The organism is Methylobacterium aquaticum (assembly GCF_016804325.1).
Classification (GTDB): Bacteria; Pseudomonadota; Alphaproteobacteria; order Rhizobiales; family Beijerinckiaceae; genus Methylobacterium; species Methylobacterium aquaticum_C.
This window is the reverse complement of sequence record NZ_CP043627.1, coordinates 6,204,856-6,226,804: the sequence shown is the minus strand read 5'-3', so window position 1 is coordinate 6,226,804 and position 21,949 is coordinate 6,204,856. Positions and strand designations below refer to the sequence as shown.

Genomic DNA, 21,949 nt, shown 5'->3' with positions numbered 1-21,949 from the left:
TGAACGAGGGCTTGGCCCTCTCCCCGCCCGCGGGGAGGGGAGAGACCCGTGCTTTATACCAATGACCCAAGATGCTGACGCATCGGGCCATCGACCCATCTCGAATTTTCTACGCCAAGCCAGAGGCTTGACGAAAATTCGAGAACGGAACCAAAGGTCGTTTCCAACGACCGTTGGTATTACTCAGAAATGCTTGAGTGCCTCGTTACGTCCGAGGGAGGATCGCTCCTTCCTCACGCCCCCACGATCGGCTTGATTACCTTCTCCATGCCCTCGATCGTCATCTCGCCCTGGTACTTCTGGCCGTTGATGAAGAAGGTCGGGGTGGCGTTGACCTTGAAGGCCGTCATCCCCTTCTCCTTCACGGCGTTGACCGCGTCGTAGAGCGTCTGGTCCTTCAGGGTCGCCTCGAACTTCTCCTTCGAGAAGCCGGCCTGGCGCATCATCTGCTCCAGGGCGTCGAGGGGTTTGGGCACGAAGGCCCAGTTCTGCTGCTGGTCGAACAGCATGTCGGTGATCGGGTAGTAGCGCGCCGCGTTGTCGGCCCGGGCCAGCATGAAGGCCGCGGTGGCGAGCGGGTCGAGGGGGAATTCGCGCAGGGTGAAGCGCACCTTGCCGGTATCGATCCAGCGCTCCTTGAGCGCCGGCCAGGTCGTCTTGTGGAAGGCGGCGCAGTGCGAGCAGGTCATCGAGGCGTACTCGATGATGGTGCAGCGGGCGTTATCCGGCCCGAGCCAGACGTCGCCGAGGGGGCCGGGCTGCATCAGGCCGTCCACCACCGGGCCTTGGGCGAGGGCGCGGAACGGCAGGGCCGGCGCGAGCAGGGCCGCGCCGAGGGCCGAGCCGGTGAGTGTCAGGGCCTCGCGACGGGTGAGCATGGCAGGCGTCCTCATGGCAAGCGTCCTCGTGGCAGCCGCCGTCGCCGGCGGTTGCGGGAGGGTCCGCGATCGGTCTGCGGTAGAATCCCGGCCGCCTCGTGGCAAGCCGCCGCCGCATCAACTTCCTTTGTGCCGCCGCGTGCCGCGTCGGCGTCCGGCGTATGGACGCCGGCGCCCGGTCGGGCTTGCCGCAGGCTGCACGCCCGCGGATTCTGAAGGTGCCGCCGCGTGCCGCGCCGGCGTCCGGCGCGCGGGCGCCGGCGCCCGGTCGGGCTAGCCTCGGGCCCTGCGGGCCCGACGACGATGCGCGTCAGCGCGAGCGCTGCGACCCCAGCACCGCGAGGCCGAGGCGGTCGAGGGCATCCCGGAGCGCCGCCTCGCTCACGGTGGAGACGGCGAGCGCCACCTCGCCGCGGCGCACCGGGTCGAGGGGCGGAGGGGCGGCCTTCCGGCGCTGGGCCTGGGCGACCCGGTCCTGGCGCATGCGGATCTTGCCGACGCAGGCCCAGCCGTAATGACGGTTGATGCGCTCGATCACCAGCGGCCCGAGATGCTGGAGCTCGAGGGCGAAGGCGCCCTCGACCCGCACCGTCAGGGTGCCGGGCTCCGGCCGCTGGTCGCGCGACGCCCCGCGCCGGCGCGACCATTCGAGCTTCTCCGGCTGGCAGGCCCGGGCCAGGCGCTCGCCGACGATCTCGGCCCAGGAGGCCAGGATGTCGGTCGAGGCGAAGCCCTGCGCCGCGAAGACGGGGCCGAGGGACCGCTCGATCAGCTCGCTCAAGGGTTTGGGCCGTGCCATCGCCCGTCCGTCCTGGTGGTCGCCGTGTCCGGCGTGAAGTCCCGAGCCTTAGAGCCTTCGTGTAAGGGAACACTTAACCCTCGTTCCCCCGGCCGCCAGGGCGGATTCCGGCGAGGAGGGTCCCGAAATCCCGCTCCCGCATTCGCCGAAAACCCGCTAAGGCGGGCCGCATGGTAGCGCCCGCCGCGTCGCACTCAAGGCCGGATGCCGCCGACCTCCTGGTCTGGTACGACCGCCATCGCCGCGTGCTGCCCTGGCGCGCGCTGCCCGGCGTCGCGCCCGATCCGTACCGGGTCTGGCTGTCCGAGATCATGCTGCAGCAGACCACGGTCGCTGCGGTCAAACCGTATTTCGCCCGCTTCCTGGAGCGCTTCCCGACCGTCGATGCCCTGGCGGCGGCCCCCGAGGAGGCGGTGATGGGCGCCTGGGCGGGCCTCGGCTACTATTCCCGCGCCCGCAACCTGCATGCCTGCGCGAAGGCGGTGGCGGAGGCAGGCCGCTTTCCCGACACGGTGGACGGCCTGCGCAAGCTGCCCGGCATCGGCGCCTATACGGCCGGCGCCATCGCGGCGATCGCCTTCGACCGGCCGGCGGCGGCGGTGGACGGCAATGTCGAGCGGGTGGTGTCGCGGCTCTACGCGATCGAGACCCCGATTCCCGCCGCCCGCCCCGAGATCCGCCGCCTCGCGGAAAGCCTGGTGCCGCACGAGCGCCCGGGTGACTTCGCGCAGGCCGTGATGGATCTCGGCGCCACGCTCTGCACGCCCAAGCGCCCGGCCTGCGCGCTCTGCCCCTGGATGCAGCCCTGCCGCGCCCGGGCCGAGGGGTTGCAGGAGACGTTTCCGCGCAAGGTGAAGAAGGTGGCCGGCGCCCTGCGCCGCGGCGCCGCCTTCGTGGTGTTGCGGGCGGGCGACGAGGCGGTGCTGTTGCGCACCCGGCCGCCGGACGGCCTGCTCGGGTCGATGGCCGAGCCGCCGACGAGCGAGTGGCGGGCCGATTACGATCCGGCCCAGTCCCTCCTCGATGCGCCCCTCGATGCGCGCTGGAAGCGGCTGCCGGGAAGCGTCCGCCACGTCTTCACGCATTTCCCGCTCGAGCTGACGGTCTTCCTCGCCCGGGTCGCCGCCGGTACGCCGGCCCCGGAGGGCATGCGCTTCACCCCCCGCGCCGGGCTGGAGGCCGAGCCGCTGCCGGGCGCGATGAAGAAGGTGCTGGCGCACGCCCTGGAGCAGAAGCTGGCCGCACCCCCGCCCGTGCCCAAGCCCCCGCCCGAGCCCGACCTCGCGACGCTGCCCGAGCCCGAGCCGCCGGTGCGGCGGGCGCCGCTGCCGAAGGTGTTGTCGCGACGGCCGGCTTCCGCGGCGCCGGTGGTCAAGACGCGGGGGCGGCCGAAGGGGAGCTGAGGCGCGATCAGGCGCCGGCGGCGAGCCAGGCCTTGAAGCGCCGGGCGAAATCGTTGGCGGCGCGGTCGAACAGGTCGTCGAAGCCGCCTGCCGTCAGGGCCCCGTCGAGGACCACGCCGAGCACGCCCTGGCCCGCGGCCTGGCTGCCCTGGTCACCCGAATAGGTGGTGAGGACCGCGCCGGTGCGGGCATCGACGATCTCGATATTGGCGCGGATCGTCGGCGAGCCGCCGGCGATGACGCGGCGCACCGCGGACGGGATGTCGGCCGCGATCAGGGTGACCACGACGCGGGCCGGACGCGCGCCCTCGGGCCGGGAGGCCAGCGCCCGCTCGACCGCCGCCTTGAGGCGCTGTCCCGCCATGCCCCGGATATAGGCCGCGGCCTCCGGCGTCCGCAGCAGGGTCGGGTCGGTCAGCGACAGGTTCCGGCTCTTGAGGTAGGCATCCTCGGCGTCGGTCCAGTTGACGGCGGCGCCACCGGTCCGAACCTCGACGCCGACGAAGCGCAACTGCGCCGTATCGGCCACCGAGAGCCGGTTGGGGGCGACGGTGTTGCATGCCGCCACGCACAGGCTCGCCAGCACGGCAAGCACCCACGACCATCGACCCATTGCCGGACCCCTCCCGCTCCTCGCGCCGCTCTGCGCGGTCGCGGATGAGCGTGACGTGTCTGACGCAGGGTCAGTCGGCAAGCGCAGTGTTTCGCGTTCGTTAACGGACGACACGCCCGTGGCCGAAGGACCACGGGCGAATCACGGTCGTCCCTCGTCAGGCGGCCGAGCCCATCCCGGCCCGCATCGTGCCGCGGAAGTCGTCGATGCAGACCAAGCGTCCGCCGCGCTCGGCGTGCCAGAAGGTCCAGCCGTTGCAGGCCGGCAGGCCCTGGACCAGGGCGCCGATCTTGTGGATCGAGCCCGAGGCCGGGCCGACCCCGAGCGTGCCGTCGGGCCGCACCAGGGCCTTGTGGCGGCGGCGCTCGTCGGTGAGCGTCTCGCCGGCCCGGATGTGGCCGGCCTCGAGCAGGCTCAGGAACGGCACCCGCGGCTCGGCGCGCTTCGTCGGCGCGGTGAGGAGCGCGGCGCGCGACAGGGGCTCGATGCCGGCGATGCGCTCGCGCGCCGCCGCCGCGTAGGCCGGCTCCTGCTCGATGCCGATGAAGTGCCGGCCGAGCCGCTTGGCCACCGCCCCGGTGGTGCCGGTGCCGAAGAACGGATCGAGCACCACGTCGCCGGGGTTCGACGCCGACAGGATCGTGCGGGCGAGAAGCGCCTCGGGCTTCTGGGTCGGGTGCAGCTTCCGCCCGTCCTCGCCCTTCAGGCGCTCGTCGCCGGTGCAGAGCGGGATGAACCAGTCCGAGCGCATCTGAAGGTCGTCGTTGCCGCCCTTCAGCGCCTCGTAATGGAAGGTGTAGCCCTTCTGGTCGCTGCGCGAGGCCCAGATCAGGGTTTCGTGGGCATTGGTGAAGCGCTTGCCGCGGAAATTCGGCATCGGGTTGGCCTTGCGCCACACGATGTCGTTCAGGATCCAGAAACCAAGATCCTGCAACGCGCTCCCGACGCGGAAGATGTTGTGGTACGACCCGATCACCCAGAGGGTGGCGGTCGGCTTCATCACCCGGCGGCAGGCGGACAGCCAGGTGCGGGTGAAGGTGTCGTAGGCCTCGAAGCTGGCGAACTGGTCCCAGTCGTCGTCGACGGCGTCGACGGTGCTCTGGTTCGGGCGCAGCAGGGTGCCGGCGCCGAGCTGGAGGTTGTAGGGCGGATCCGCGAAGACCATGTCGACGCTGGCCGGCGGGAGCCGCTCGAGGGCGGAGAGGCAATCCCCGAGGATGACCTCGTCCAGGGGAAGACGCTGTGCGGGGTAACGAGACCCATCCGCGGCGCCGACACCACTCGCCCGGTACGCGAGACTTGATTCCGGGCGGCGGCGCCGGCGACCGCGGTACGCGGGGAAGCCATGGCAAACACCGGTTACGCGACTGACCACCAGACATTGCCGCCGCTACGGTAAAGGTCACGTTTCCCGCACGTACGAATTGCGTCTCGAAATGGGGCTGCACTTCTTGCCTAGTCGTCGGATGCGCGGGCTCATTCGTTAATGAAGCGATACTGATGTGCCGGTGGCGCGGCTTCGTCGTCGTAGGCCGGGACCGGCCATTCGGATGGGGCTGCTCAAGGAAAGAATGGCGCGGGTTTGCCCCTCTCCCCGCGGGCGGGGAGAGGCCTTCACCCCCCTCGTCGGGGGTGAAGGGAGCAGCGAACCGCAGGTTCGCCGCGAGGGTGAGGGGGTGTCTCAGGACGAGGCTCTTCCGGAACCTCCCCCTCACCCTCGCTCCGGCTTTCGCCTCCGCTCACTTCATCGACGACAAGGTCGATGAAGTCCTCTCCCCGCCCGCGGGGAGAGGGGGATCTCCCGCGCCTCTTCTTTTCCCCGGACAGCCCTGCCGCCCGCGGGGAGAGGGGAAGCCCGCGCCATTCTTTTCCTCGGCCAGCCCCGCCCGACGGGGCGCCTCGGCGCCGCCGGAGCCGCTCCCACCGCCCCGGCCCCGCATCTTCCGAATGCTGAAAACCCGAGTGACGCCGTCCGGCCCGGCAAGTCACCAATAAGACTTCACGTTCATCCATGACTTGAAAAGCCAAAACTTAACGATCCGCAAGGTTTCGGCCGAAAATGCGGCGCCATCCGCCGCAAATCGGGCGGTCATATTTTCGTCCTGTTTGGTCTCGATTGACGCGGTCATCAGCAACCACCAAGGACAGTGGAATGAACAGCGCCCAGCCTGCGCGTCGGTCGAACGCGGCCCGCATCGTGGCTCTCGCGGGGGGTGTCGCCCTCGCCGGATTTTCGAGCCTCGCGGGGGTGTCGACGGCCCAGGCCCAGAGCGGCAAGGCCTCCTGGTACGCGTCCGGCCACCGCACCGCGAGCGGCGAGCGCTTCAACCCCAACGGCCTCACCGCGGCGCATCGCAGCCTGCCCTTCGGCACCCGGGTGCGGGTGACCAACCAGTCCAACGGCCGCTCGGTGGTGGTGCGGATCAACGACCGCGGGCCCTTCGCCCATGGCCGCATCATCGATCTCGCCCGCGGGGCGGGCCGGGCGATCGGCATGAACGGCGTCGCCCGCGTCGCCGTGGCGGTGGTGGACTGATCCGCCCCGTCGGCGTTGCCGTTGCGGAGCGCCTCCCCACATCAGGCTCATCGTGCGAGCGGAGCGTGATGTGATGGCAAAGCCCCTGGTTGTCGTGATTCCCCACCAGCTCGGCCGGGCCGAGGCCCGCCGCCGGCTCGAGAACGGGATCGGCCAGGCCAAGGAGATGCTGCAGAAGGCGGGTCTCAGCATGGCCGACGCGACCTGGACCGGCGACCGGCTCTCGTTCCTCGTCGCCGCCATGAACCAGCGCGTCGACGGCGACATCGACGTCGAGGACGACGCGGTGCGGGTCGAGGTGCGGATGCCGCTCCTGCTCTCGATCTTCGCCCACAAGATCCAGCAGATCGTCAGCCAGAACGGCACCAAGCTCCTCACCAAGCAATAGACGGGTCCGCGCCGCAGGCGGAGCGTGTGCCGGCGCCGCGCCCGGTCGCGGTCCGGCTATCGGACGGTCGCGGCGAAACGGCCTCCCCGATCCCGGCCTGCCCGGGATCGGGGAGGCCGTTTCTTCGAGCGGGCCGGAAAACGGCCGGGCCGGGGCGTGCCGCGGCGAGGCCGGCCGCCGGGATGCGACCCGGATCAAGGGGCTTCCCGATGAACGGGCCCTCACTCCGCTGTGGATCGTTCCACGACGCCGTCTCGTCCCAAGGTGGGGGCTGCCGGGACCCGGATCCTCCGCCTTCCCCTCGGCGTGTCCGTCCGCCGGGCGGGAATACGCATGAGCGCCGCCCGACATGGGCGCCGGGCCGGACCATGCTGTCCAAGTGCCTTAGCGGTATCCGCAACTTTTATCGATATTCCTAGGACGTTGATGCCGGCGTGCGCTCTATGACACCGATATCACGCCACCGGCCTGGGCGGTTCGCTCGCAAGTGGTGACATATCGATAAAAGCGGAACGATCATGTCGGTGTTCTACAGCAAGGCGAAATCGCACATGAACGCCGTCGAGGCGGCGCAGGCGATCCTCGAACTCGATCTCGACGGAAAGATCACCGCAGCCAACAGCCGTTTCCTGTCCGTCATGGGGTACGGGCTGGAGGAGCTGCTCGGGCGGCATCATTCCCTCCTCCTCGACCACGCCGAGCGCGAGAGTCCCGCCTATGCACGGTTCTGGGAGGCATTGCGGCGCGGCGAGCCCCAGCAGTGCGAGCAGCGGCGCATCGGCAAGGGCGGGCGCGAGGTCTGGATCCAGGCAGCCTACGGCCCGATCGCGAACCGGGCCGGCAAGCCCAGCGGCGTCATCGCCGCCGTCTCCGACATCACCGATCGGAAGATCCGCGCGATGGCGTGCGAGGAGACGCTCAAGGCCCTCGACCGCTCGCAGGGCATCATCGAGTTCGCCCTCGACGGGACGATCGTCACCGCCAACGAGAACTTCCTGGCCCTCGTCGGCTACGGCCTCGACGAGGTGCGCGGCAAGCACCACGGGGTGTTCTTGGAGGCGGGCGAGCGGGGTTCGGACGCCTACCATGCCTTCTGGGAGGCGCTGCGGCGGGGCGAGTTCCAGCAGGCCGAGTACCGGCGCCTCGGCAAGGGCGGCCGCGAGATCTGGATCCAGGCGACCTACAACCCGATCCGCGACACCTCCGGCCGGGTGGTCAAGGTGGTGAAGTTCGCCACCGACATCACCGAGCAGAAGCGGCGCACCGCCGATTTCGAGGGCAAGATGACGGCCCTCGACCGCTCGCAGGGCATCATCGAGTTCGAGCTCGACGGGACGGTCATCACCGCCAACGAGAACTTCCTCGCCCTCGTCGGCTACAGCCTCGACGAGGTGCGCGGCCGGCATCACGGGATGTTCGTCGATGCGGCCGAGCGGGGTTCGGACGCCTACCGCGCCTTCTGGGAGGCGATGCGACGCGGCGAGTTCCAGCAGGCCGAGTATCGCCGCTTCGGCAAGGGCGGCCGCGAGATCTGGATCCAGGCGACCTACAACCCGGTGCGCGACGCCTCGGGCCGGGTCACCAAGGTGGCCAAGTTCGCGACCGACATCACCCGGGCGGTCGAGGAGCGGCTGCGGCGGGTCGAGCTCCAGCGCGCCATCGACGGCGACCTCGACGGCATGGCCTCGTCGATCTCGCAGGCCTCCCAGCAGGCCGTCGCCGCCGCGAGCGCCGCCGAGCAGGCTTCGGGCAATACCCAGAACGTCGCGGCCGGCTCCGAGGAGCTGGCGACCTCGGTCGGCGAGATCAGCCAGCAGGTCGGCCGGGCCCTCGAGGTGACCCTGCGGGCCGTCGATCAGGCGAACGCGACCTCGACGGTGGTGGCCGACCTGGCCTCGGCCGCCCAGCGGATCGGCGCCGTCGTCGAGACGATCGACAAGATCGCCAGCCAGACCAACCTGCTGGCCCTCAACGCCACCATCGAGGCGGCCCGCGCCGGCCAGGCCGGCCGGGGCTTCGCGGTCGTCGCCGCCGAGGTGAAGGACCTGGCGACGCAGACCGCCAAGGCGACCGAGAGCATCAGCCGCCAGATCGCCGAGACCCGGTCGGCCGCGAGCGAGGCCGCCGCGGCCATCGCGGGCATCGGCGCCACGGTGGGGCAGGTGAACGAGATCTCCTCGGCGATCTCGGCGGCGATCGAGGAGCAGAGCGTCGTCGCCCAGGAGATGTCGGCCAACATGCAGGCGATGACCCAGGCGGTCGGCGAGATCAGCCGCAACGTCACGCTGATCGCGAGCCACACCCAGGAGGTCGATCACTCCGCCCGGCAGGTGCGGGAAGCCTCGCGGCGCATGGTCGGCTGACCCCCCGCCCGATCCGGCACGAGCGGGATCGGGGCGTGGAACCGGGGCCTCCTGCCCCGGTTTCGCTTCGACGCGAAGAGGAGCGCCCGATGTCGAATCCCGGCCCGATCCCGGACCAGCCCTACGATCCCGTGCCGCCCACTCCCGGCCCGGATACGCCGAGCCCCGGTGCCCCCGACGTGCCGAGCGAGGCCCCCGGCGAAAGGCCGGTCGAGATTCCGGTGAACGATCCCGGCAACTCGCCGGCGATCACCCCCGACCCTTCCCCGACCGGCCCCGCCAACCCGACGATGATGTAGCGAACGCTACCGCCCCGCGGCGTAGCCCTGCATGCCGCGGGGATTGGCGGCGGCCCGGAGGCGCCGTCCGTGCCGGCTCGCCGCCGTGAGCCGCCCCTCCGACCAGTCCGGTCCGACCTCGACGAGATGCCCGCGCCGGCGCAGCTCGGCGATCGTCGCCGGGCTGATCCGGTTCTCCACCACCACCACGCCCGGCCGGGCCGTGCGCGGCCAGAACGAGGACGGGAAGTGCTCGGTGTGCCAGGCCGGCGCGTCGATCGCCGCCTGCAGGTTCATGCCGGCATGGACGTGGCGCAGGAAGAATTGCGGGATCCACTGGTCCTGCTGGTCGCCGCCGGGCGAGCCCCAGGCGAGGTAGGGTTTGCCGTCGCGAAGCGCCATCGTCGGCGAGAGCGTCGAGCGCGGCCGCCTGCCGGGGGCGAGCGCTGCCGGATGGCTGTCGTCGAGCACGAACATCTGCGCCCGGGTGCCGAGGCAGAAGCCGAGCGACGGGATCACCGGCGAGGATTGCAGCCAGCCGCCCGAGGGCGTGGCGGCGATCATGTTGCCGTGCCGGTCGATGATGTCGAAATGCACCGTGTCGCCCCGCACCACGCCGGCGCGGGCATCGTCCGGCGGGACGGTCGCCTCGATCTTGCCCACCGTCGGCTCGCCCGCCCCGGACGAGCCGACCGCCGTGCGCGCGCCCTCGCTCACCCGGGCGTCGAGGGCCTTGCCGAAGCCCGGGATCGTGCCCGGCCGCTGCTCCAGGGAGGCCGTGTCGCCGACGAGCCGGCGGCGCTCGGCATTGTAGCCATCCGACAGAAGCGTCTCGACCGGCACGTCGACGAAGGCGGGATCGCCGTAGAACGTGTCGCGGTCGGCGAATGCCAGCTTGGCGCATTCGACCTGGAGGTGGATGAAGTCGGGCCCCGCCGGATCGAGGGCATCGAGGTCGAAGCCCTTCAAGAGGGCGAGCTGCTGCAGGGTCGCGAGCCCCTGCGTCCACGGACCGGCCTTCAGCACGGTGTAGCGGCCATAATCGTAGGAGATCGGCGCCTCGACGCTCGCCTGCCAGGACGCCATGTCGGCGCCGGTCAGGAGGCCGCGATGGGGCGTGCCGGTCACGTCCATCATCGGCTCACCGCGGCAGAACGCGTCGATCGCCTCGGCGACGAAGCCCTGCGACCAGATCCGGCGGGCGCGCTCGATCTCCTGCTCGCGCGAGCCGCCGGCCGCCTCGCGCACGATGCGGCCATAGGTCTCGGCCAGCACCGGATTGGTGAATAGGCTGCCTGGGGCGGGCACGCCGCCATCCTTGAGGTAGGTCGCCGCCGAGCTCGGCCAGTGCTCGCGGAACAGCCCCTCGACGGTGGCGATGGTGGCCGAGACCCGCTCGACCAGCGGGAAGCCGTCGCGGGCATAAGAGATCGCCGCCTCCAGCACGTCGGCGAGGCGCCAGGTGCCGTGGTCGCGCAGGATCAGCATGTAGGCGTCGAAGGTGCCGGGCACGCAAGGAGCGAGCAGCCCGGTCCCCGGCACGAGATCTAGGCCTAGATCGTCGCGCAGATGCGCGATGGTGGCGGCCTGCGGCGCCGGGCCCTGGCCGCACACCACCTGCGGGTGGCCGACCCGGACATCGTGCAGGATCACCGGCACGTCGCCGCCCGGCCCGTTGAGGTGCGGCTCGACCACCTGGAGCACGAAGGCGGTGGCCACGCCTGCGTCGAAGGCGTTGCCGCCCCGCTCCAGCACGCCCATGCCGACCGCGGTGGCGATCCAGTGCGTCGAGGCCACAACCCCGAAGGTGCCGTCGATCTCCGGGCGGGTGGTGAAGGGATCGGGTTTGGCGACGCTCATCGGGAATCCTCTCCGGGCGGTCCTGGGACCGGGCTGATGCCGCCAGGGCCGTCATTCTAGGCTCTAACTCGCAGCGCGAACGATGCAATCCACCGGGGTCGGCGATGCGGCGCCGCGCCGTGCCGGGGCCTACGGCATCGCCCTGCGCAGCACCGCATTCATCCGGGTCTGCCAGCCCGGACCGCTCGCCCTCCAGCGCTCGACGACGTCGGGATCCAGGCGCAGCGTGACGAGCTTCTTGGTCCGGGTCACGGGAGGTCGGCCCCGTCCGCGGCGGATCAGGGTCGCACCCCGATCGATGTCGGCCGCCTCGAGATCCGCTTCGGTGAGTTCAGGCAGTTCGTCGTAGTCCTCGGCCGTGATGATGTGGGCGTCGACCTTGGCGAAGTCGGTCGCCCCATAGGCGTCAGGGGAAAAGGTGGGCGTAGCGGGCTTGCTCGGGCTCATCGTGAATCGTGCCGGGAGGGGATCAGGCGACCCGAGAGTCATTGCGCGGCGGCACGGCGTCGGCGCGATTTCGGCGGGCTCGCGGTCCTGTGCCCGCCGGTCTCGCGATCGAATGCGGATCGCGCCGGCGCGGTCCCGGAACCGGCCGAGTCGGCCAAACCGCCGCCGGCCTCGTCGGTTGCCGGAGCAACCCGGAATGGGGCGTGGATCGTCTCACCGAAGACATGAGCCGGAGCGATACCGAACCCCGTCACCTGACGCTCGATCGCCTTCAGGAGCGCACCGGACACGTGAGGCCGGTTGTGGGGAAGCGATACGCTCGCGCCGGCCGGATGATCGTAGAGTGCATGGCTGTCATTGGCCGTTCTCCGCTCGAAGCCGAGTTCCGTCAGAGCGTCGATGACCGTCTGCGTCCGGACGTCCGTCATGCCCGCGCCTTTCTGTGCCCGGTCTTCAGGTCCCGCCACGACCGGACCATACTATCGCTCACGATCGCCTCCGGGTCGATGTGGACGGTCAGCGTGGCACGCCGTCGTTGGGCTGCCGTGAGCGGATGCGCCTTGAAGTAATCTTGCACGACCAGATAGTAGCCTATCTCCACTCGGGCGTCGAACATCACGACGATCACCGGAAAGAAATCTGCCAGCCAGAAATCGATGTCGCGCAGATCGATCCGGACAGCGATGCCGCCATCTCTCCGGACCGTGAGGTGGTCTGTCGCCTTGAGTTGCAGCGAGATATAACCGCTCTCGATGCTGCCATCGGCGTCGAAGGTCGTGATCAGTCCATCGATGCCGTAATCAGCTGCCGGAACATCGAGAACATGGCCGGCCTTCGCAACGATGGAGCCGACGTGGTGTAGGCTCATGGCTGCGATGACGTGCTCGCGGGTCCTGATCTTGCGATCCGCCACGCATCCCCGCGCCATCGAAGCCGTGCTGTCTCCTCCTGCTGGGTCAAGGCCGCACGGCGCACAAGACGCCCCCGCCCGGGCTCGCCTTTCCCGAACGGCTGCCGTATCCCCCGGCCATGGCCGCTCCTCCGCTCCTCACCCTCCAGGGCATCGCGCTCACCTTCGGCGGCACGCCGCTGCTCAATGGCGCCGACCTGTCCCTCGCTCCCGGCGACCGCACCTGCCTCGTGGGCCGCAACGGCTCGGGCAAGTCGACCCTGCTCAAGGTCGCCGCCGGGCTGGTCGAGCCCGACAAGGGCGTGCGCTTCCTCCAGCCCGGCACGACCGTCCGCTACCTCGCCCAGGAGCCGGACTTTTCCGGGCACGACACCACCCTGTCCTTCGTCGAGGCCGGGATGGGGCCGGGCGACGAGATCTACCGGGCGCGCTACCTGCTGGAGAGCTTAGGGTTGACCGGCGAGGAGGATCCGAGCCGGCTGTCGGGGGGCGAATCGCGCCGCGCGGCGCTCGCCCAGGCGCTCGCGCCCGAGCCCGACATCCTGCTCCTCGACGAGCCGACCAACCATCTCGACCTGCCGGCGATCGAGTGGCTGGAGGCCGAGCTGAAGGGCAGCCGCTCGGCGCTCGTCCTCATCAGTCACGACCGGCGCTTCCTCGAAGCCCTGTCGCGCTCGATCGTCTGGCTCGACCGCGGCACGACGCGGCGCCTCGACCAGGGCTTTGCCGCCTTCGAGGGCTGGCGCGACCAGGTGTTCGAGGAGGAGGAGCGCGATCGCCACAAGCTCGACCGCAAGATCGCCGCCGAAGAGGACTGGCTGCGCTACGGCGTGACCGCGCGGCGCAAGCGCAACGTCAAGCGGCTCGCCGGCCTGCACGACCTGCGCCGCCAGGCGCGCGAGCATCGCGGGCCGGTCGGCGCCGCGACGATGACGGTGAGCGAGACCGAGGCCTCCGGCACCCTGGTGGTCGAGGCGAAGGACGTCGCCAAGTCCTATGGCGACCGCCCGATCGTGCGCGACCTGTCCTTGCGCATCGCCAAGGGCGACCGGCTCGGCATCGTCGGCGCCAACGGCACCGGCAAGACGACGCTCGTCAATCTCCTCACCGGCCGCCTCCCGCCCGATTCGGGAACGGTGAAGGTGGGGGCCAACGTCACCCTCAACCTCCTCGACCAGCGCCGCAGCGCGCTCGATCCCGAGCGCACCGTCGCCGACGTGCTGACCGGCGGGGGCAGCGACACCGTCCAGGTCGGCAACCAGAGCCGGCACGTCATCGGCTACATGAAGGACTTCCTGTTCACCCCCGAGCAGGCGCGCACCCCGGTGGGCGTGCTCTCGGGCGGCGAGCGCAACCGGCTGCTGCTGGCCCGGGCGCTGGCGGAAGCCGGCAACCTCCTGGTCCTCGACGAGCCGACCAACGACCTCGACCTCGAGACCCTCGACCTGCTCCAGGAGATGCTCGGCGAGTATGGCGGCACCCTGATCCTGGTCAGCCACGACCGCGACTTCCTCGACCGGGTGGTGGACACCGTGCTGGTCTCGGAAGGGGAGGGGCGCTGGGTCGCCTATGCCGGCGGCTACAGCGACATGGTCGCCCAGCGCGGCGTCGGCGTGCAGGCCCGCGGCGTCGTGGCGCCCAAGGCGGGCAGGGAGGCGAAGGACGCGCCGAAGCCCGCCGCCCGCCCGGTGGCCAAGAAGCGCCTCGGCTTCAACGAGCAGCACGAGTTGAAGACCCTGCCGGCCCGGATGGCGGCGCTCGAGGGCAACCGGGCGAAGCTGAGGACCGCCCTCGACGACCCGACCCTCTACGCCAAGGATCCCGCCCGCTTCGAGGCGATCTCCCGCACCCTGGCGACGACGGAGGCCGACCTCGCGAGCGCCGAGGAGCGCTGGCTCGAACTCGAGATGATGCGCGAGGAACTGGAGGGCTGAGTTCCGGTACGGCCTGACCATACTACAGGTTGTATTCGCCGGATCCGAATCCAGTTCAAGAGATGACAGGCAGGCGCGCGAAAAACTCAGTTCTCGCGCGCATGGCCCCGGATTTAGCTGACCCGCGTAAGGTTTCGTGGCGTCCGTGCAACATTAAGGCCGAAAGCCGGTGACTTGGCCGTCCCGGACGCAGATGCCGGTTGATCGCCGTTAGAGCCTCGCACATGGTGCCTCTGCGCCGGGGACAACCCCGGCGCGGCCCGGATGACATCCCCACAGGGGAGCGCCGGGCACAGGGGATAAGAGTGGCGTGGTTCGGCATTCGTCGAGACACAGTCGTTCACCCCCAGGGTCTCGAAACTTTGGAGGTCTCGATGAAGCTCGTGAAGAGCCTTCTGCTGGGTTCGGCTGCCGGCCTGACCCTCGTCGCGGGGGCGCAGGCTGCCGATCTGCCGATCAAGAAGGCGGCGCCTGTCGAATACGTTCGTGTCTGCTCGGCCTACGGGGCCGGCTTCTTCTTCATTCCCGGTACCGACACCTGCATGCGCGTGTCCGGCCGCGCCCGCTTCGAGGCCGGCTACTCGCAGGGCTACTCGCGGTCGAGCAACAACGGCGACCTGATGGGCTATCAGGGCCTGGGTCGTCTCAACGTCGACGCCCGCACCCAGACGGCCTACGGCACGCTGCGCGCCTTCGTGCGCTTCGACATGTCGAGCCGCACCGGCGCCTACCTGAAGTCGGGTACCCAGGAGCGCATCGCCCGCGCCTACACGGCGACTGGCGTCGACACGTTCTCCCGCGCCCAGCAATTCGTGAACGTCGACAAGGCCTTCATCCAGTTCGCCGGCCTTACCGCCGGTCGCGCGGCCTCGTTCTACGACTTCTACGCCCACGACTTCGAGATCATCGGCACCTCGCTGGGCTCGGACGTCGCCTCGACCAACCTGCTCGCCTACACCGCGACCTTCGGGAACGGCTTCTCGGCGACGCTGTCGGTCGAAGACCCGATCTTCCGCAAGACCCCGCTGTTCGGCACGGCCACCGCCGGCAACGCGGCGAGCCAGTTCCAGATCTTCACCGCGGCCTCCGCCAACCTGACCCCGGTCCTGGTCAACAACGCGGCCGGCGTGCCGATCGGCGAGGCGTTCTACGACGTGCGCCAGGCCTCGCGCATGCCCGACTTCGTCGGCGCGCTGCGCTACGACGCCGCCTGGGGCTCGGCCCAGCTCTCGGCCGCCGTGCATGAGTTGAACGCCGGCAACGCCTCGACGGTCCTGACCTTCGGCGGCGCGACGATCGCCCCCGGCTCGGTCGTGACGCCCCGCATCGGCACCGAATACGGCTGGGCGGTCCAGGGCGGCCTGAAGTTCAACCTGCCGTTCATCGCTCCGGGCGACTCCCTGTACCTGCAGGGTTCGTACGGCGAGGGAGCCCAGCTCTATACCGGCTACTCCTCGTATATCGGCGGCTACACCGTCAGCGCCGGCAACACCCAGGGCGCGCCGTTCCCGACCTTCTTCGCCGACGCCGCCGTCAACCCGATCACCGGGAAGATGGAGCTGTCGACCAGCTGGACGGTGGTCGGTTCGTACCTGCACTATTGGACGCCCGAGTGGCGGTCGGCGCTCATCGGCAGCTACGGCGAGATGTCGTTCGGCAAGACCAGCCGCGCGCTCCTCGGCGGCCTGAATTTCAACGGCCTCGGCAATCCGGTCAACAGCCCCGGCGTCTCGCTGTTCAGCGCGTCCCTGCGCGACACCAGCCAGCTCGTTGCCGGTGCGAGCATCATCTGGTCGCCGGTCAAGGATCTCGATATCGGCGTCGAGGGTCTCTACAACCGCGTCGACATCAAGAACGGCCGCGTCATCGACCAGAACAAGGCTCCGGGTGGCGTCGCTGCCGGCGTGAACGCGGCCGGCCTGCCGGTCGCTGCCAACGGCGCGGTGCTGCCGACCACCAACTACGCGGACACGTTCCAGGTCCGCATGCGCGTCCAGCGCGACTTCTAAGGTCCGGATGCGGCTCCGTCGGGAGCCGCATCCGACACCTGTCAGGGTCCCGGCTCCGGCCGGGGCCCTTTTTTCTGTCGATGTCCCGCGCGGCCGGCGCGCCTTGCTGATGCCGGAAACCGGCGCCAGGGTGGCGCCCGCGCGTGATAAACATCCCCGCCGCGCGCATTCCGCGACGAGGTTCCGTGTGGCGTTTCGCTCGATCGGCTGGCTCGCCGGCCTTCCCCTCCTCGCCGGTGCCTGGGTCGCCGCCACGTCCTTCGCCGAGCCCCGGCTCGAGGCCGCCCTGGAGGCGCCGGCCGCCACGGTCGCGGCGGGGACCGGCCGCGACGGTGCCGAGCCGTGGCTGCGGGTCGAGGGCGGGGCCGCGACCTCCTGGCGAGCGGCGAGGCGCCGATGCCGGCCGCCCTCGACGAGGCCCGCGCGGCGCTCGCCGCCCTGCCGGGCCACCGCCGCATCCTCGACCGGCTCGGCCTCGTCGCCGAGGTCTCGCCCTTCACCTGGGCGGCGATCCTCCGCGCGCCGGACCGGATCGACCTCATCGGCCATCGCCCGGCGGAGACCGGCCGCACCGCCCTCGACCGCGCCTTGAACGCCGGCCTGCCCGCCGGGCTCACCTTGCGCGACACCGCCCGGGCCGCCCGCGGGGCGCCCGAGACCTTTTCCGAGGCTGCCCGCTTCCTCGTCGCGCAGGTCCTGCACCTGAAGCCCGGCGCCACCGCGGCGATGCGCGACCGCGTCCTCTCCATCCGCGGCGAGGCGGCGAGCGTCGAGGCCTATGCCGGCCTGAAATCCGACCTCGCGCAGGCCCCCGCCGGCTTCACGATCGGCGAGGTCGCGGTCGAGCCGGCCCTGGTCTCGCCCTTCACCTGGTCGGCGAGCCGCGGCCCCGGCGGCCTCCGCCTCGACGGCTATACCGTCTCCGAGGCCGACCGGGCCGCGATCCTGGCGGCCGCGCGCCACGTCGCCGACGGCGCCCCGGTGACCGACGCGATGCGCACCGCCCGCGGGCTCGCCGCCGGCATCGATCCGCGGGCGCTGACCGAGCGCGCCTTCGCCGCCCTGGCACTGGTGCGGGAGGGACGGGTCTCCCTCGACGGCGCGGCCCTGTCGATCGAGGGCGGCGCCGTCGACATCCAGGCCGTGCGCGAGGCCGAGGCCCTGGCCGACCGCCTGCCGGCGGGCGTCTCCCGCGGCAGGGTCGCGCTCACGGCGAGCCCGGTCTCGCCCTACCTCGTGACGGTCCGGCGCGGGCCGGACGCCTTCACCCTCACCGGCCACCTGCCGGATGCCGAGGCGCGCCAGGCCCTTCGCGCGGCGCTCCGGCCCTACCTCTACGGCGAGCGGATCGTCGACCGCACGCGGCTCGCCGAGGGCGCGCCGCCGGCCCTCCTCGACGGGCTGACCGCGGGATCGGGGTGCTCGGCCAGCTCGCCGAGGGCGAGGTGAGCGTGCGCGACCAGTCCTTGCGCATCGCCGGCGAGGGGCTCTACCCGAGAGCGCGCGCCGCATCGCCTCGGAGGCGGCGCGGATCGCGCCGCCCGGGTGGCGGATCGACGTCGCGGTCGATGCCCGCGGCGCCGCGCCCGTCCGCAACCCGGATTCCTGCGCCAGGACCTTCGCGGCCCTCGCCACGGAGCCGACCTTGCGCTTCGATCCCGGCAGCGCCGACCTGAAAGCCGCCTTCTACCCCGTCCTCGACGGTGTCGCGGACCTCGCCCGCGCCTGCCCGCAGGCCCGGATCGAGGTCGCCGGCCACGACGATCCGCCCGGCACCGTGCCGCCGCCCGCCAAGGAAGCGCCCGGACCCGCGCCCGCCAAGGGCAAGCCCGCGGCGAAGCCCGGCAGGCAGGCCGGGAAACCCGCCGAGACGGCGGCCGAGAAACCCGCGGAGACACCCGCGATGCCGGATCCCGGCCTGCCGCAACGGCGCGCCGCGGCGATCGTCGATTACCTGCTCAAGGCCGGCATTCCGGCCGCCCGCATCGCCGCCGCACCGGCCGAGGCCGCCACCGACCGCCGGACGGTCGCCTTCGCCCTGCGCTCGTGAGTTCCGTCGTGCTCATCCTCCTGTCCGCCGCCTGGCCGGGCCTCGTCGCCGCGCTCGTGATCGGATCGGCACCGGCCTCTGGGCCGGCCTGCCCGCCGGCCGGGCCCCACGCCTCGCCGCCGCCCTCATCGCGCTTCTCGCCGCCGCGACCGCCGCCACGGCCCTCGCCGGCCTCGTGCCGGGGCGCGAGGGGTTGTGGGTCGAGAGCGGTGCCCTGATGCTGGCGGCCTATGTCGTCGGCTGCGGGATGGGCGGGCTCGGCAACGGGCGCCGGGCGAGCCCTTGATGATTCTGCGTCGTCCGCCCCCGGGACGACGAATCAGGCGCGGGTTTCCCCCTCCCCGCTCTGCGGGGAGGATGGCCTGCGGCGAGTGCGTAGCACTCGTGCCAGGCCGGGAGAGGGGACGCCGCTTCCGGAGAAGTCGCGACCTCCACGAAGAGCGCTCCCTGGATCAGCGTCGCGCTGCCCCTCCCGGCGGGACTGCGTCCCGCCGCTCCGCCTCAGCGGGCCAGATGCCGGTCGAAGAACCGGGTGATCTCCTCGAACACCGCCTTCGTCTCCGGCGCGGTGTCGTCGCGGATGTAGTGGGCGTGCGACTGTCCCTCGCCGACCTGGAGAAAGGCCTCGACCCCGGCGTCCCGCAGCTTGCGGTGGACTCGCACGGTGTTCGACAGGAGCAGGTCCCGGGTCCCCGTCGTCAGGATCGTCGGCGGGAAGCCGTGCATGTCGCCATAGACCGGCGACAGCATCGGATCCTTCAGGTCGTGGCCGTTGGCATAGACCTTGGCGCCGGCGTCGCAGAAGCCGTCGGGGGAGACCAGCACGTTGTCGAGCATCGCGTTGGTGACGAAGCTGTCGCCGACCTTGGTCGTGTCCGACATCGGGGTGCCGGGAGCGATCGCGGCCGGCAACGGCAGCCCCTCCTGCTTGGCGCGCAGGACCATCGCGAGCGTCAGCGCCCCGCCGGCCGAGGTGCCGAAGATCGCGGTCTTCTTCGGGTCGGTCGTGCGGGTGACCGCCTTCCAGACGGTCATGGCGTCGTCGTGGGCGGCCGGATAGGTCGCCTCCGGCGGCATGCGGTAATCGACCGAGACGACCTTGAAGCCGCCGAACCCGGCCATGAAGATCGCCTCGGGCAGCCCGGCCTCGCCGGGATTGAGCACGTAGCAGCCGCCATGGACGTGGACGAGGAGCCGGTCGCGGTTCTCCGGCCGGAGGTCCTTCGGGGTGACGATGTAGGCCCGCACGCCGTCGATGGTGGTCGGCTCGACCGTGACCTTCAGCCGCTCGAGCATGCCGGGCACCAGCTTGCGCAAGCTTGCGGCCCCGGCCTCCGCCACCGGCTTCCACTCCTCGCCGGTCTTCGGCTGGATGTTCCAGTTGGTGCGCAAGGGGGCGCCGATGATCCTGCCCATCTGCGGGCTGACATCGGCGGGCACCGGCACGCTTTTGGCCGGCACCTGCAGCGGCGGCGCGTCCTGGGCCGCGAGCGACGTGACGGCGAGCACACCCGCGAGGGCGCCGCCCAACCGGCCGAGCCGGCGCGCGTTGACGAACATGGGCCTTTCCTCCGACGGACCGCCCCCGCCGTCTCGTGCGGCGTGTCGCGGTGCGGGGAAGTGTAGGCGGAAGCGCGGCGTTAGACCAATGCTCCCTCGGCACGGAACACGGTGGAGCCGGAAGACGAGCATTGCGCCGTGGATCGTGTCGACGGCCGCGCCATCCCTCACCCCATCACCAACCCCCCATCCACGGTCAGCACCTGCCCGGTCACGAACCGGCTCTCCTCTCCGGCGAGGAAGAGCACCGGCCCGGCCACGTCCTCCGGCGTCGCGAGGCGGCGCAGCGGGGTCTGGGCGATCAGCGCCTCGCGCACGTCCTCCGGCGTGTCCCGGCTCGCATCGGTCCCGGTGACCAGCCCCGGCGCCACGCAATTGACCCGCACGCCGATCGGCCCGAGCTCGGCCGCGAGGTTGCGGCTGAAGCCGATCAACGCCGCCTTCGCGGTGGTGTAGTCGTGGTAGGGGATGCTCGGGCGCGCCACGAGGTCGCTCGCCAGGTTGACGATGGCGCCGCCGCTGCGCCGGGTCATCAGCGGCAGCAGCGCCTGGACGACCGTGTAGGCCGCCCGCACCGCGCCGTCGAACTGGCGCTGGTAGGACTCCCACGGCACGTCGCGGAAGCGCATCCGACGATCCGGATCGAAGCGGTAGGGCGCGAAGGCGTTGTTGACGATCGCGTCGAGGCGGCCGACCTCCTCGGTGATCGTTTCCGCGAGGAAAGCCACCGCATCCGCATCGGTCACGTCCGCAGCGACCGCCAGGGCCTGGCCGCCGAGCGCCCGGCAGCGTTCGGCCACCGCCTCGGCGGCGGCAGCGTTCTCGCGGTAATTGACGATGACGAGCCCGCCTTGCGCCGCAAAGGCCGTGGCGATGGCCGCACCGATGCCGCGGCTCGCTCCCGTGACCAGGATGGCGCGGTCGCCGAACCTCATCGGGTGCCCTCCTTGCCCGGGATCAGGTCGCTCTTCACGACCTGCCCCATGTCGAGGGGCCGGCTGATGAGGCCGAGCTTGCGGAACTGGTCGGCGCCCTGCTGCAGGACGGGCAGGTCGAAATGGCCCAGCCCCTCGCGCCCGGTGGTCGGCGACACGCTCGACAGGTTGCGCAAGGAGATCACCTCGCGGTTGATCGCCTCGTCGCGGCCGTTGATCGCCCGGGTGACCGCGAGCCGCGCCGCCTCGTCGGGCTTGGCGATCATCCAGGCGGCGGAATCGCGGTAGGCGGCGAGGAAGCGCTTGAGCAGCGGCTTTCTCGCCTCGTAACCGTCGCGCGTCACCACGAAGATGTCGCTCGGCAGGTTGAGGTGGTCGCGCACCGCGATGACATCGACGTCGCCGAGGCCCTTGGCGCGGCCGACGAGCAGCCCGGTATCGGTGGCCGCCGTCGCATCGACCTGCCCCTGGATCAGGGGAGCGAAGTTGAGGAGCCCCGTGACCTCCACCGTCACGTCGCTCTCCTTCAGCCCGGCGGCGGCGAGCAGCAGGAGCAGGTGCTGGCGGGTGCCGCTCGCGAGGCTGTAGACGCCGACGCGCTTCCCCTTGAGATCGGCGATCGAGCGGATGCCGCGGCTCTTCGGCGAGACCACGTTGAAGACGTTCTGCGGGTAGATGTTGTAGATCGCCACCAGGTCCGCCCCCTTGTCGAGGGCGAGGTAGAACGAGGCCGGGTCGGTGAAGGCGACGTCGGCCTGGCCCGCCAGCAGCGCCTGGATCGCCGAGCCGCCGCCATTGCCCGGCACGTAATCGAGGGCGATGCCCCGGGCCTTGAACAGCCCGTGATCGGGCTCGGCCAGCAGGTTGGTGATCTCGCTGATCGGCTGGCTCCAGCCGCCGACCGTGACCTTGTCGAGGGTCTGCGCCAGGGCCGAGGAGCCGAGCCAGGCGAGGGCGAGGACGAGGAGCAGGCGGAAGGACATCGG

General features: G+C 71.0%; 19 protein-coding genes and 1 pseudogene. 9 read left to right on the top strand and 11 right to left on the bottom strand.

Annotated elements, in window-relative coordinates:
- Positions 1–233: 233 nt before the first annotated feature.
- Both F1D61_RS28665 and F1D61_RS28660 read right to left on the bottom strand, forming a co-directional pair.
- The gene (locus F1D61_RS28665; protein WP_203159327.1) at positions 234–878 is read right to left on the bottom strand and encodes a DsbA family protein; all 645 of its coding nucleotides are present in this window, start codon (positions 876–878) and stop codon (positions 234–236) included.
- Between the two features lie 310 nt (positions 879–1,188).
- Positions 1,189–1,677: a DUF721 domain-containing protein gene (locus F1D61_RS28660; RefSeq protein ID WP_203155405.1), complete on the bottom strand. Its 489-nt coding sequence runs from the start codon at positions 1,675–1,677 to the stop codon at positions 1,189–1,191.
- A 170-nt stretch (positions 1,678–1,847) separates the two neighbouring features.
- On the opposite strand from F1D61_RS28660, the gene mutY reads away from it, so the two are divergent.
- A complete protein-coding gene (mutY, locus tag F1D61_RS28655; protein ID WP_203155404.1) occupies positions 1,848–3,080 on the top strand; it encodes an A/G-specific adenine glycosylase in 1,233 nt (410 codons plus the stop codon).
- Between the two features lie 7 nt (positions 3,081–3,087).
- Here the strand turns inward: mutY and F1D61_RS28650 are convergent, their stop codons facing one another.
- Together F1D61_RS28650 and F1D61_RS28645 are read right to left on the bottom strand one after the other, a co-directional pair.
- Positions 3,088–3,693 carry a hypothetical protein gene (locus tag F1D61_RS28650; RefSeq protein WP_203155403.1) on the bottom strand — a complete coding sequence of 202 codons (606 nt, stop codon included), beginning with the start codon at positions 3,691–3,693 and terminating at the stop codon, positions 3,088–3,090.
- Positions 3,694–3,850: 157 nt separating this feature from the next.
- Positions 3,851–5,040, bottom strand: a pseudogene (locus F1D61_RS28645) (site-specific DNA-methyltransferase).
- 805 nt (positions 5,041–5,845) lie between these two features.
- Between F1D61_RS28645 and F1D61_RS28640 the strand changes: the two are divergent.
- The 4 genes from F1D61_RS28640 to F1D61_RS28625 all read left to right on the top strand — a co-directional run bounded on the left by F1D61_RS28640 (position 5,846) and on the right by F1D61_RS28625 (position 9,279).
- Entirely contained in the window at positions 5,846–6,229 is a 384-nt protein-coding gene (locus tag F1D61_RS28640) for a septal ring lytic transglycosylase RlpA family protein (RefSeq protein WP_203155402.1), read from the top strand.
- Between the two features lie 73 nt (positions 6,230–6,302).
- Positions 6,303–6,617 carry a polyhydroxyalkanoic acid system family protein gene (locus F1D61_RS28635; RefSeq protein WP_048433130.1) on the top strand — a complete coding sequence of 105 codons (315 nt, stop codon included), beginning with the start codon at positions 6,303–6,305 and terminating at the stop codon, positions 6,615–6,617.
- A 518-nt stretch (positions 6,618–7,135) separates the two neighbouring features.
- Positions 7,136–8,980 carry a methyl-accepting chemotaxis protein gene (locus F1D61_RS28630; protein ID WP_246775588.1) on the top strand — a complete coding sequence of 615 codons (1,845 nt, stop codon included), beginning with the start codon at positions 7,136–7,138 and terminating at the stop codon, positions 8,978–8,980.
- Positions 8,981–9,069: 89 nt separating this feature from the next.
- Positions 9,070–9,279, top strand: a complete 210-nt coding sequence (locus F1D61_RS28625) for a hypothetical protein (protein WP_203155401.1) — start codon at positions 9,070–9,072, stop codon at positions 9,277–9,279.
- A 6-nt stretch (positions 9,280–9,285) separates the two neighbouring features.
- On the opposite strand, the gene F1D61_RS28620 is transcribed toward F1D61_RS28625, so the two are convergent.
- From F1D61_RS28620 to F1D61_RS28605, 4 genes are all read right to left on the bottom strand, one after another.
- Complete coding sequence (locus F1D61_RS28620) at positions 9,286–11,118, bottom strand: gamma-glutamyltransferase family protein (RefSeq protein ID WP_203155400.1); 1,833 nt, start codon at positions 11,116–11,118, stop codon at positions 9,286–9,288.
- Positions 11,119–11,247: 129 nt separating this feature from the next.
- Complete coding sequence (locus F1D61_RS28615; protein WP_203155399.1) at positions 11,248–11,565, bottom strand: BrnA antitoxin family protein; 318 nt, start codon at positions 11,563–11,565, stop codon at positions 11,248–11,250.
- Between the two features lie 38 nt (positions 11,566–11,603).
- A complete protein-coding gene (locus F1D61_RS28610) occupies positions 11,604–11,993 on the bottom strand; it encodes a hypothetical protein (protein WP_203155398.1) in 390 nt (129 codons plus the stop codon).
- Positions 11,990–12,478: a DUF4365 domain-containing protein gene (locus F1D61_RS28605; RefSeq protein ID WP_203155397.1), complete on the bottom strand. Its 489-nt coding sequence runs from the start codon at positions 12,476–12,478 to the stop codon at positions 11,990–11,992. The genes F1D61_RS28610 and F1D61_RS28605 overlap by 4 nt, the downstream gene beginning before the upstream one ends.
- A 116-nt stretch (positions 12,479–12,594) precedes the next feature.
- Here F1D61_RS28605 and F1D61_RS28600 point away from each other — a divergent pair, with 116 nt between their 5' ends.
- From F1D61_RS28600 to F1D61_RS34540, 4 genes are all read left to right on the top strand, one after another.
- Entirely contained in the window at positions 12,595–14,409 is a 1,815-nt protein-coding gene (locus tag F1D61_RS28600; protein ID WP_203155396.1) for an ABC-F family ATP-binding cassette domain-containing protein, read from the top strand.
- Positions 14,410–14,783: 374 nt separating this feature from the next.
- Positions 14,784–16,418, top strand: a complete 1,635-nt coding sequence (locus F1D61_RS28595) for a porin (protein ID WP_203155395.1) — start codon at positions 14,784–14,786, stop codon at positions 16,416–16,418.
- A gap of 342 nt (positions 16,419–16,760) precedes the next feature.
- Positions 16,761–17,867: a hypothetical protein gene (locus tag F1D61_RS34545; protein WP_246775587.1), complete on the top strand. Its 1,107-nt coding sequence runs from the start codon at positions 16,761–16,763 to the stop codon at positions 17,865–17,867.
- A 196-nt stretch (positions 17,868–18,063) separates the two neighbouring features.
- Positions 18,064–18,468 (top strand): hypothetical protein, encoded by a 405-nt coding sequence (locus F1D61_RS34540; protein ID WP_246775586.1) that lies wholly within the window; start codon positions 18,064–18,066, stop codon positions 18,466–18,468.
- 501 nt (positions 18,469–18,969) lie between these two features.
- Here F1D61_RS34540 and F1D61_RS28580 read toward each other — a convergent pair.
- The 3 genes from F1D61_RS28580 to F1D61_RS28570 form a co-directional block, all read right to left on the bottom strand.
- A complete protein-coding gene (locus F1D61_RS28580) occupies positions 18,970–20,028 on the bottom strand; it encodes an alpha/beta hydrolase (RefSeq protein WP_203155394.1) in 1,059 nt (352 codons plus the stop codon).
- A gap of 167 nt (positions 20,029–20,195) precedes the next feature.
- Positions 20,196–20,963: an SDR family oxidoreductase gene (locus F1D61_RS28575; protein WP_203155393.1), complete on the bottom strand. Its 768-nt coding sequence runs from the start codon at positions 20,961–20,963 to the stop codon at positions 20,196–20,198.
- Complete coding sequence (locus F1D61_RS28570) at positions 20,960–21,946, bottom strand: ABC transporter substrate-binding protein (protein WP_203155392.1); 987 nt, start codon at positions 21,944–21,946, stop codon at positions 20,960–20,962. Before F1D61_RS28570 ends, F1D61_RS28575 begins: the two co-directional genes overlap by 4 nt.
- Positions 21,947–21,949: the final 3 nt, after the last annotated feature.

Coding starts and splice junctions, on each gene's coding strand:
- mutY (WP_203155404.1), top strand. CDS start 1,848: ATGGTAGCGCCCGCCGCGTCGCACTCAAGGCCGGATGCCGCCGACCTC.
- F1D61_RS28595 (WP_203155395.1), top strand. CDS start 14,784: ATGAAGCTCGTGAAGAGCCTTCTGCTGGGTTCGGCTGCCGGCCTGACC.
- F1D61_RS28620 (WP_203155400.1), bottom strand. CDS start 11,118: ATGAGCGTCGCCAAACCCGATCCCTTCACCACCCGCCCGGAGATCGAC.
- F1D61_RS28660 (WP_203155405.1), bottom strand. CDS start 1,677: ATGGCACGGCCCAAACCCTTGAGCGAGCTGATCGAGCGGTCCCTCGGC.
- F1D61_RS28575 (WP_203155393.1), bottom strand. CDS start 20,963: ATGAGGTTCGGCGACCGCGCCATCCTGGTCACGGGAGCGAGCCGCGGC.
- F1D61_RS28640 (WP_203155402.1), top strand. CDS start 5,846: ATGAACAGCGCCCAGCCTGCGCGTCGGTCGAACGCGGCCCGCATCGTG.
- F1D61_RS28610 (WP_203155398.1), bottom strand. CDS start 11,993: ATGACGGACGTCCGGACGCAGACGGTCATCGACGCTCTGACGGAACTC.
- F1D61_RS28625 (WP_203155401.1), top strand. CDS start 9,070: ATGTCGAATCCCGGCCCGATCCCGGACCAGCCCTACGATCCCGTGCCG.
- F1D61_RS28665 (WP_203159327.1), bottom strand. CDS start 878: ATGCTCACCCGTCGCGAGGCCCTGACACTCACCGGCTCGGCCCTCGGC.
- F1D61_RS28570 (WP_203155392.1), bottom strand. CDS start 21,946: ATGTCCTTCCGCCTGCTCCTCGTCCTCGCCCTCGCCTGGCTCGGCTCC.
- F1D61_RS28635 (WP_048433130.1), top strand. CDS start 6,303: ATGGCAAAGCCCCTGGTTGTCGTGATTCCCCACCAGCTCGGCCGGGCC.
- F1D61_RS28630 (WP_246775588.1), top strand. CDS start 7,136: ATGTCGGTGTTCTACAGCAAGGCGAAATCGCACATGAACGCCGTCGAG.
- F1D61_RS28580 (WP_203155394.1), bottom strand. CDS start 20,028: ATGTTCGTCAACGCGCGCCGGCTCGGCCGGTTGGGCGGCGCCCTCGCG.
- F1D61_RS28615 (WP_203155399.1), bottom strand. CDS start 11,565: ATGAGCCCGAGCAAGCCCGCTACGCCCACCTTTTCCCCTGACGCCTAT.
- F1D61_RS28600 (WP_203155396.1), top strand. CDS start 12,595: ATGGCCGCTCCTCCGCTCCTCACCCTCCAGGGCATCGCGCTCACCTTC.
- F1D61_RS28650 (WP_203155403.1), bottom strand. CDS start 3,693: ATGGGTCGATGGTCGTGGGTGCTTGCCGTGCTGGCGAGCCTGTGCGTG.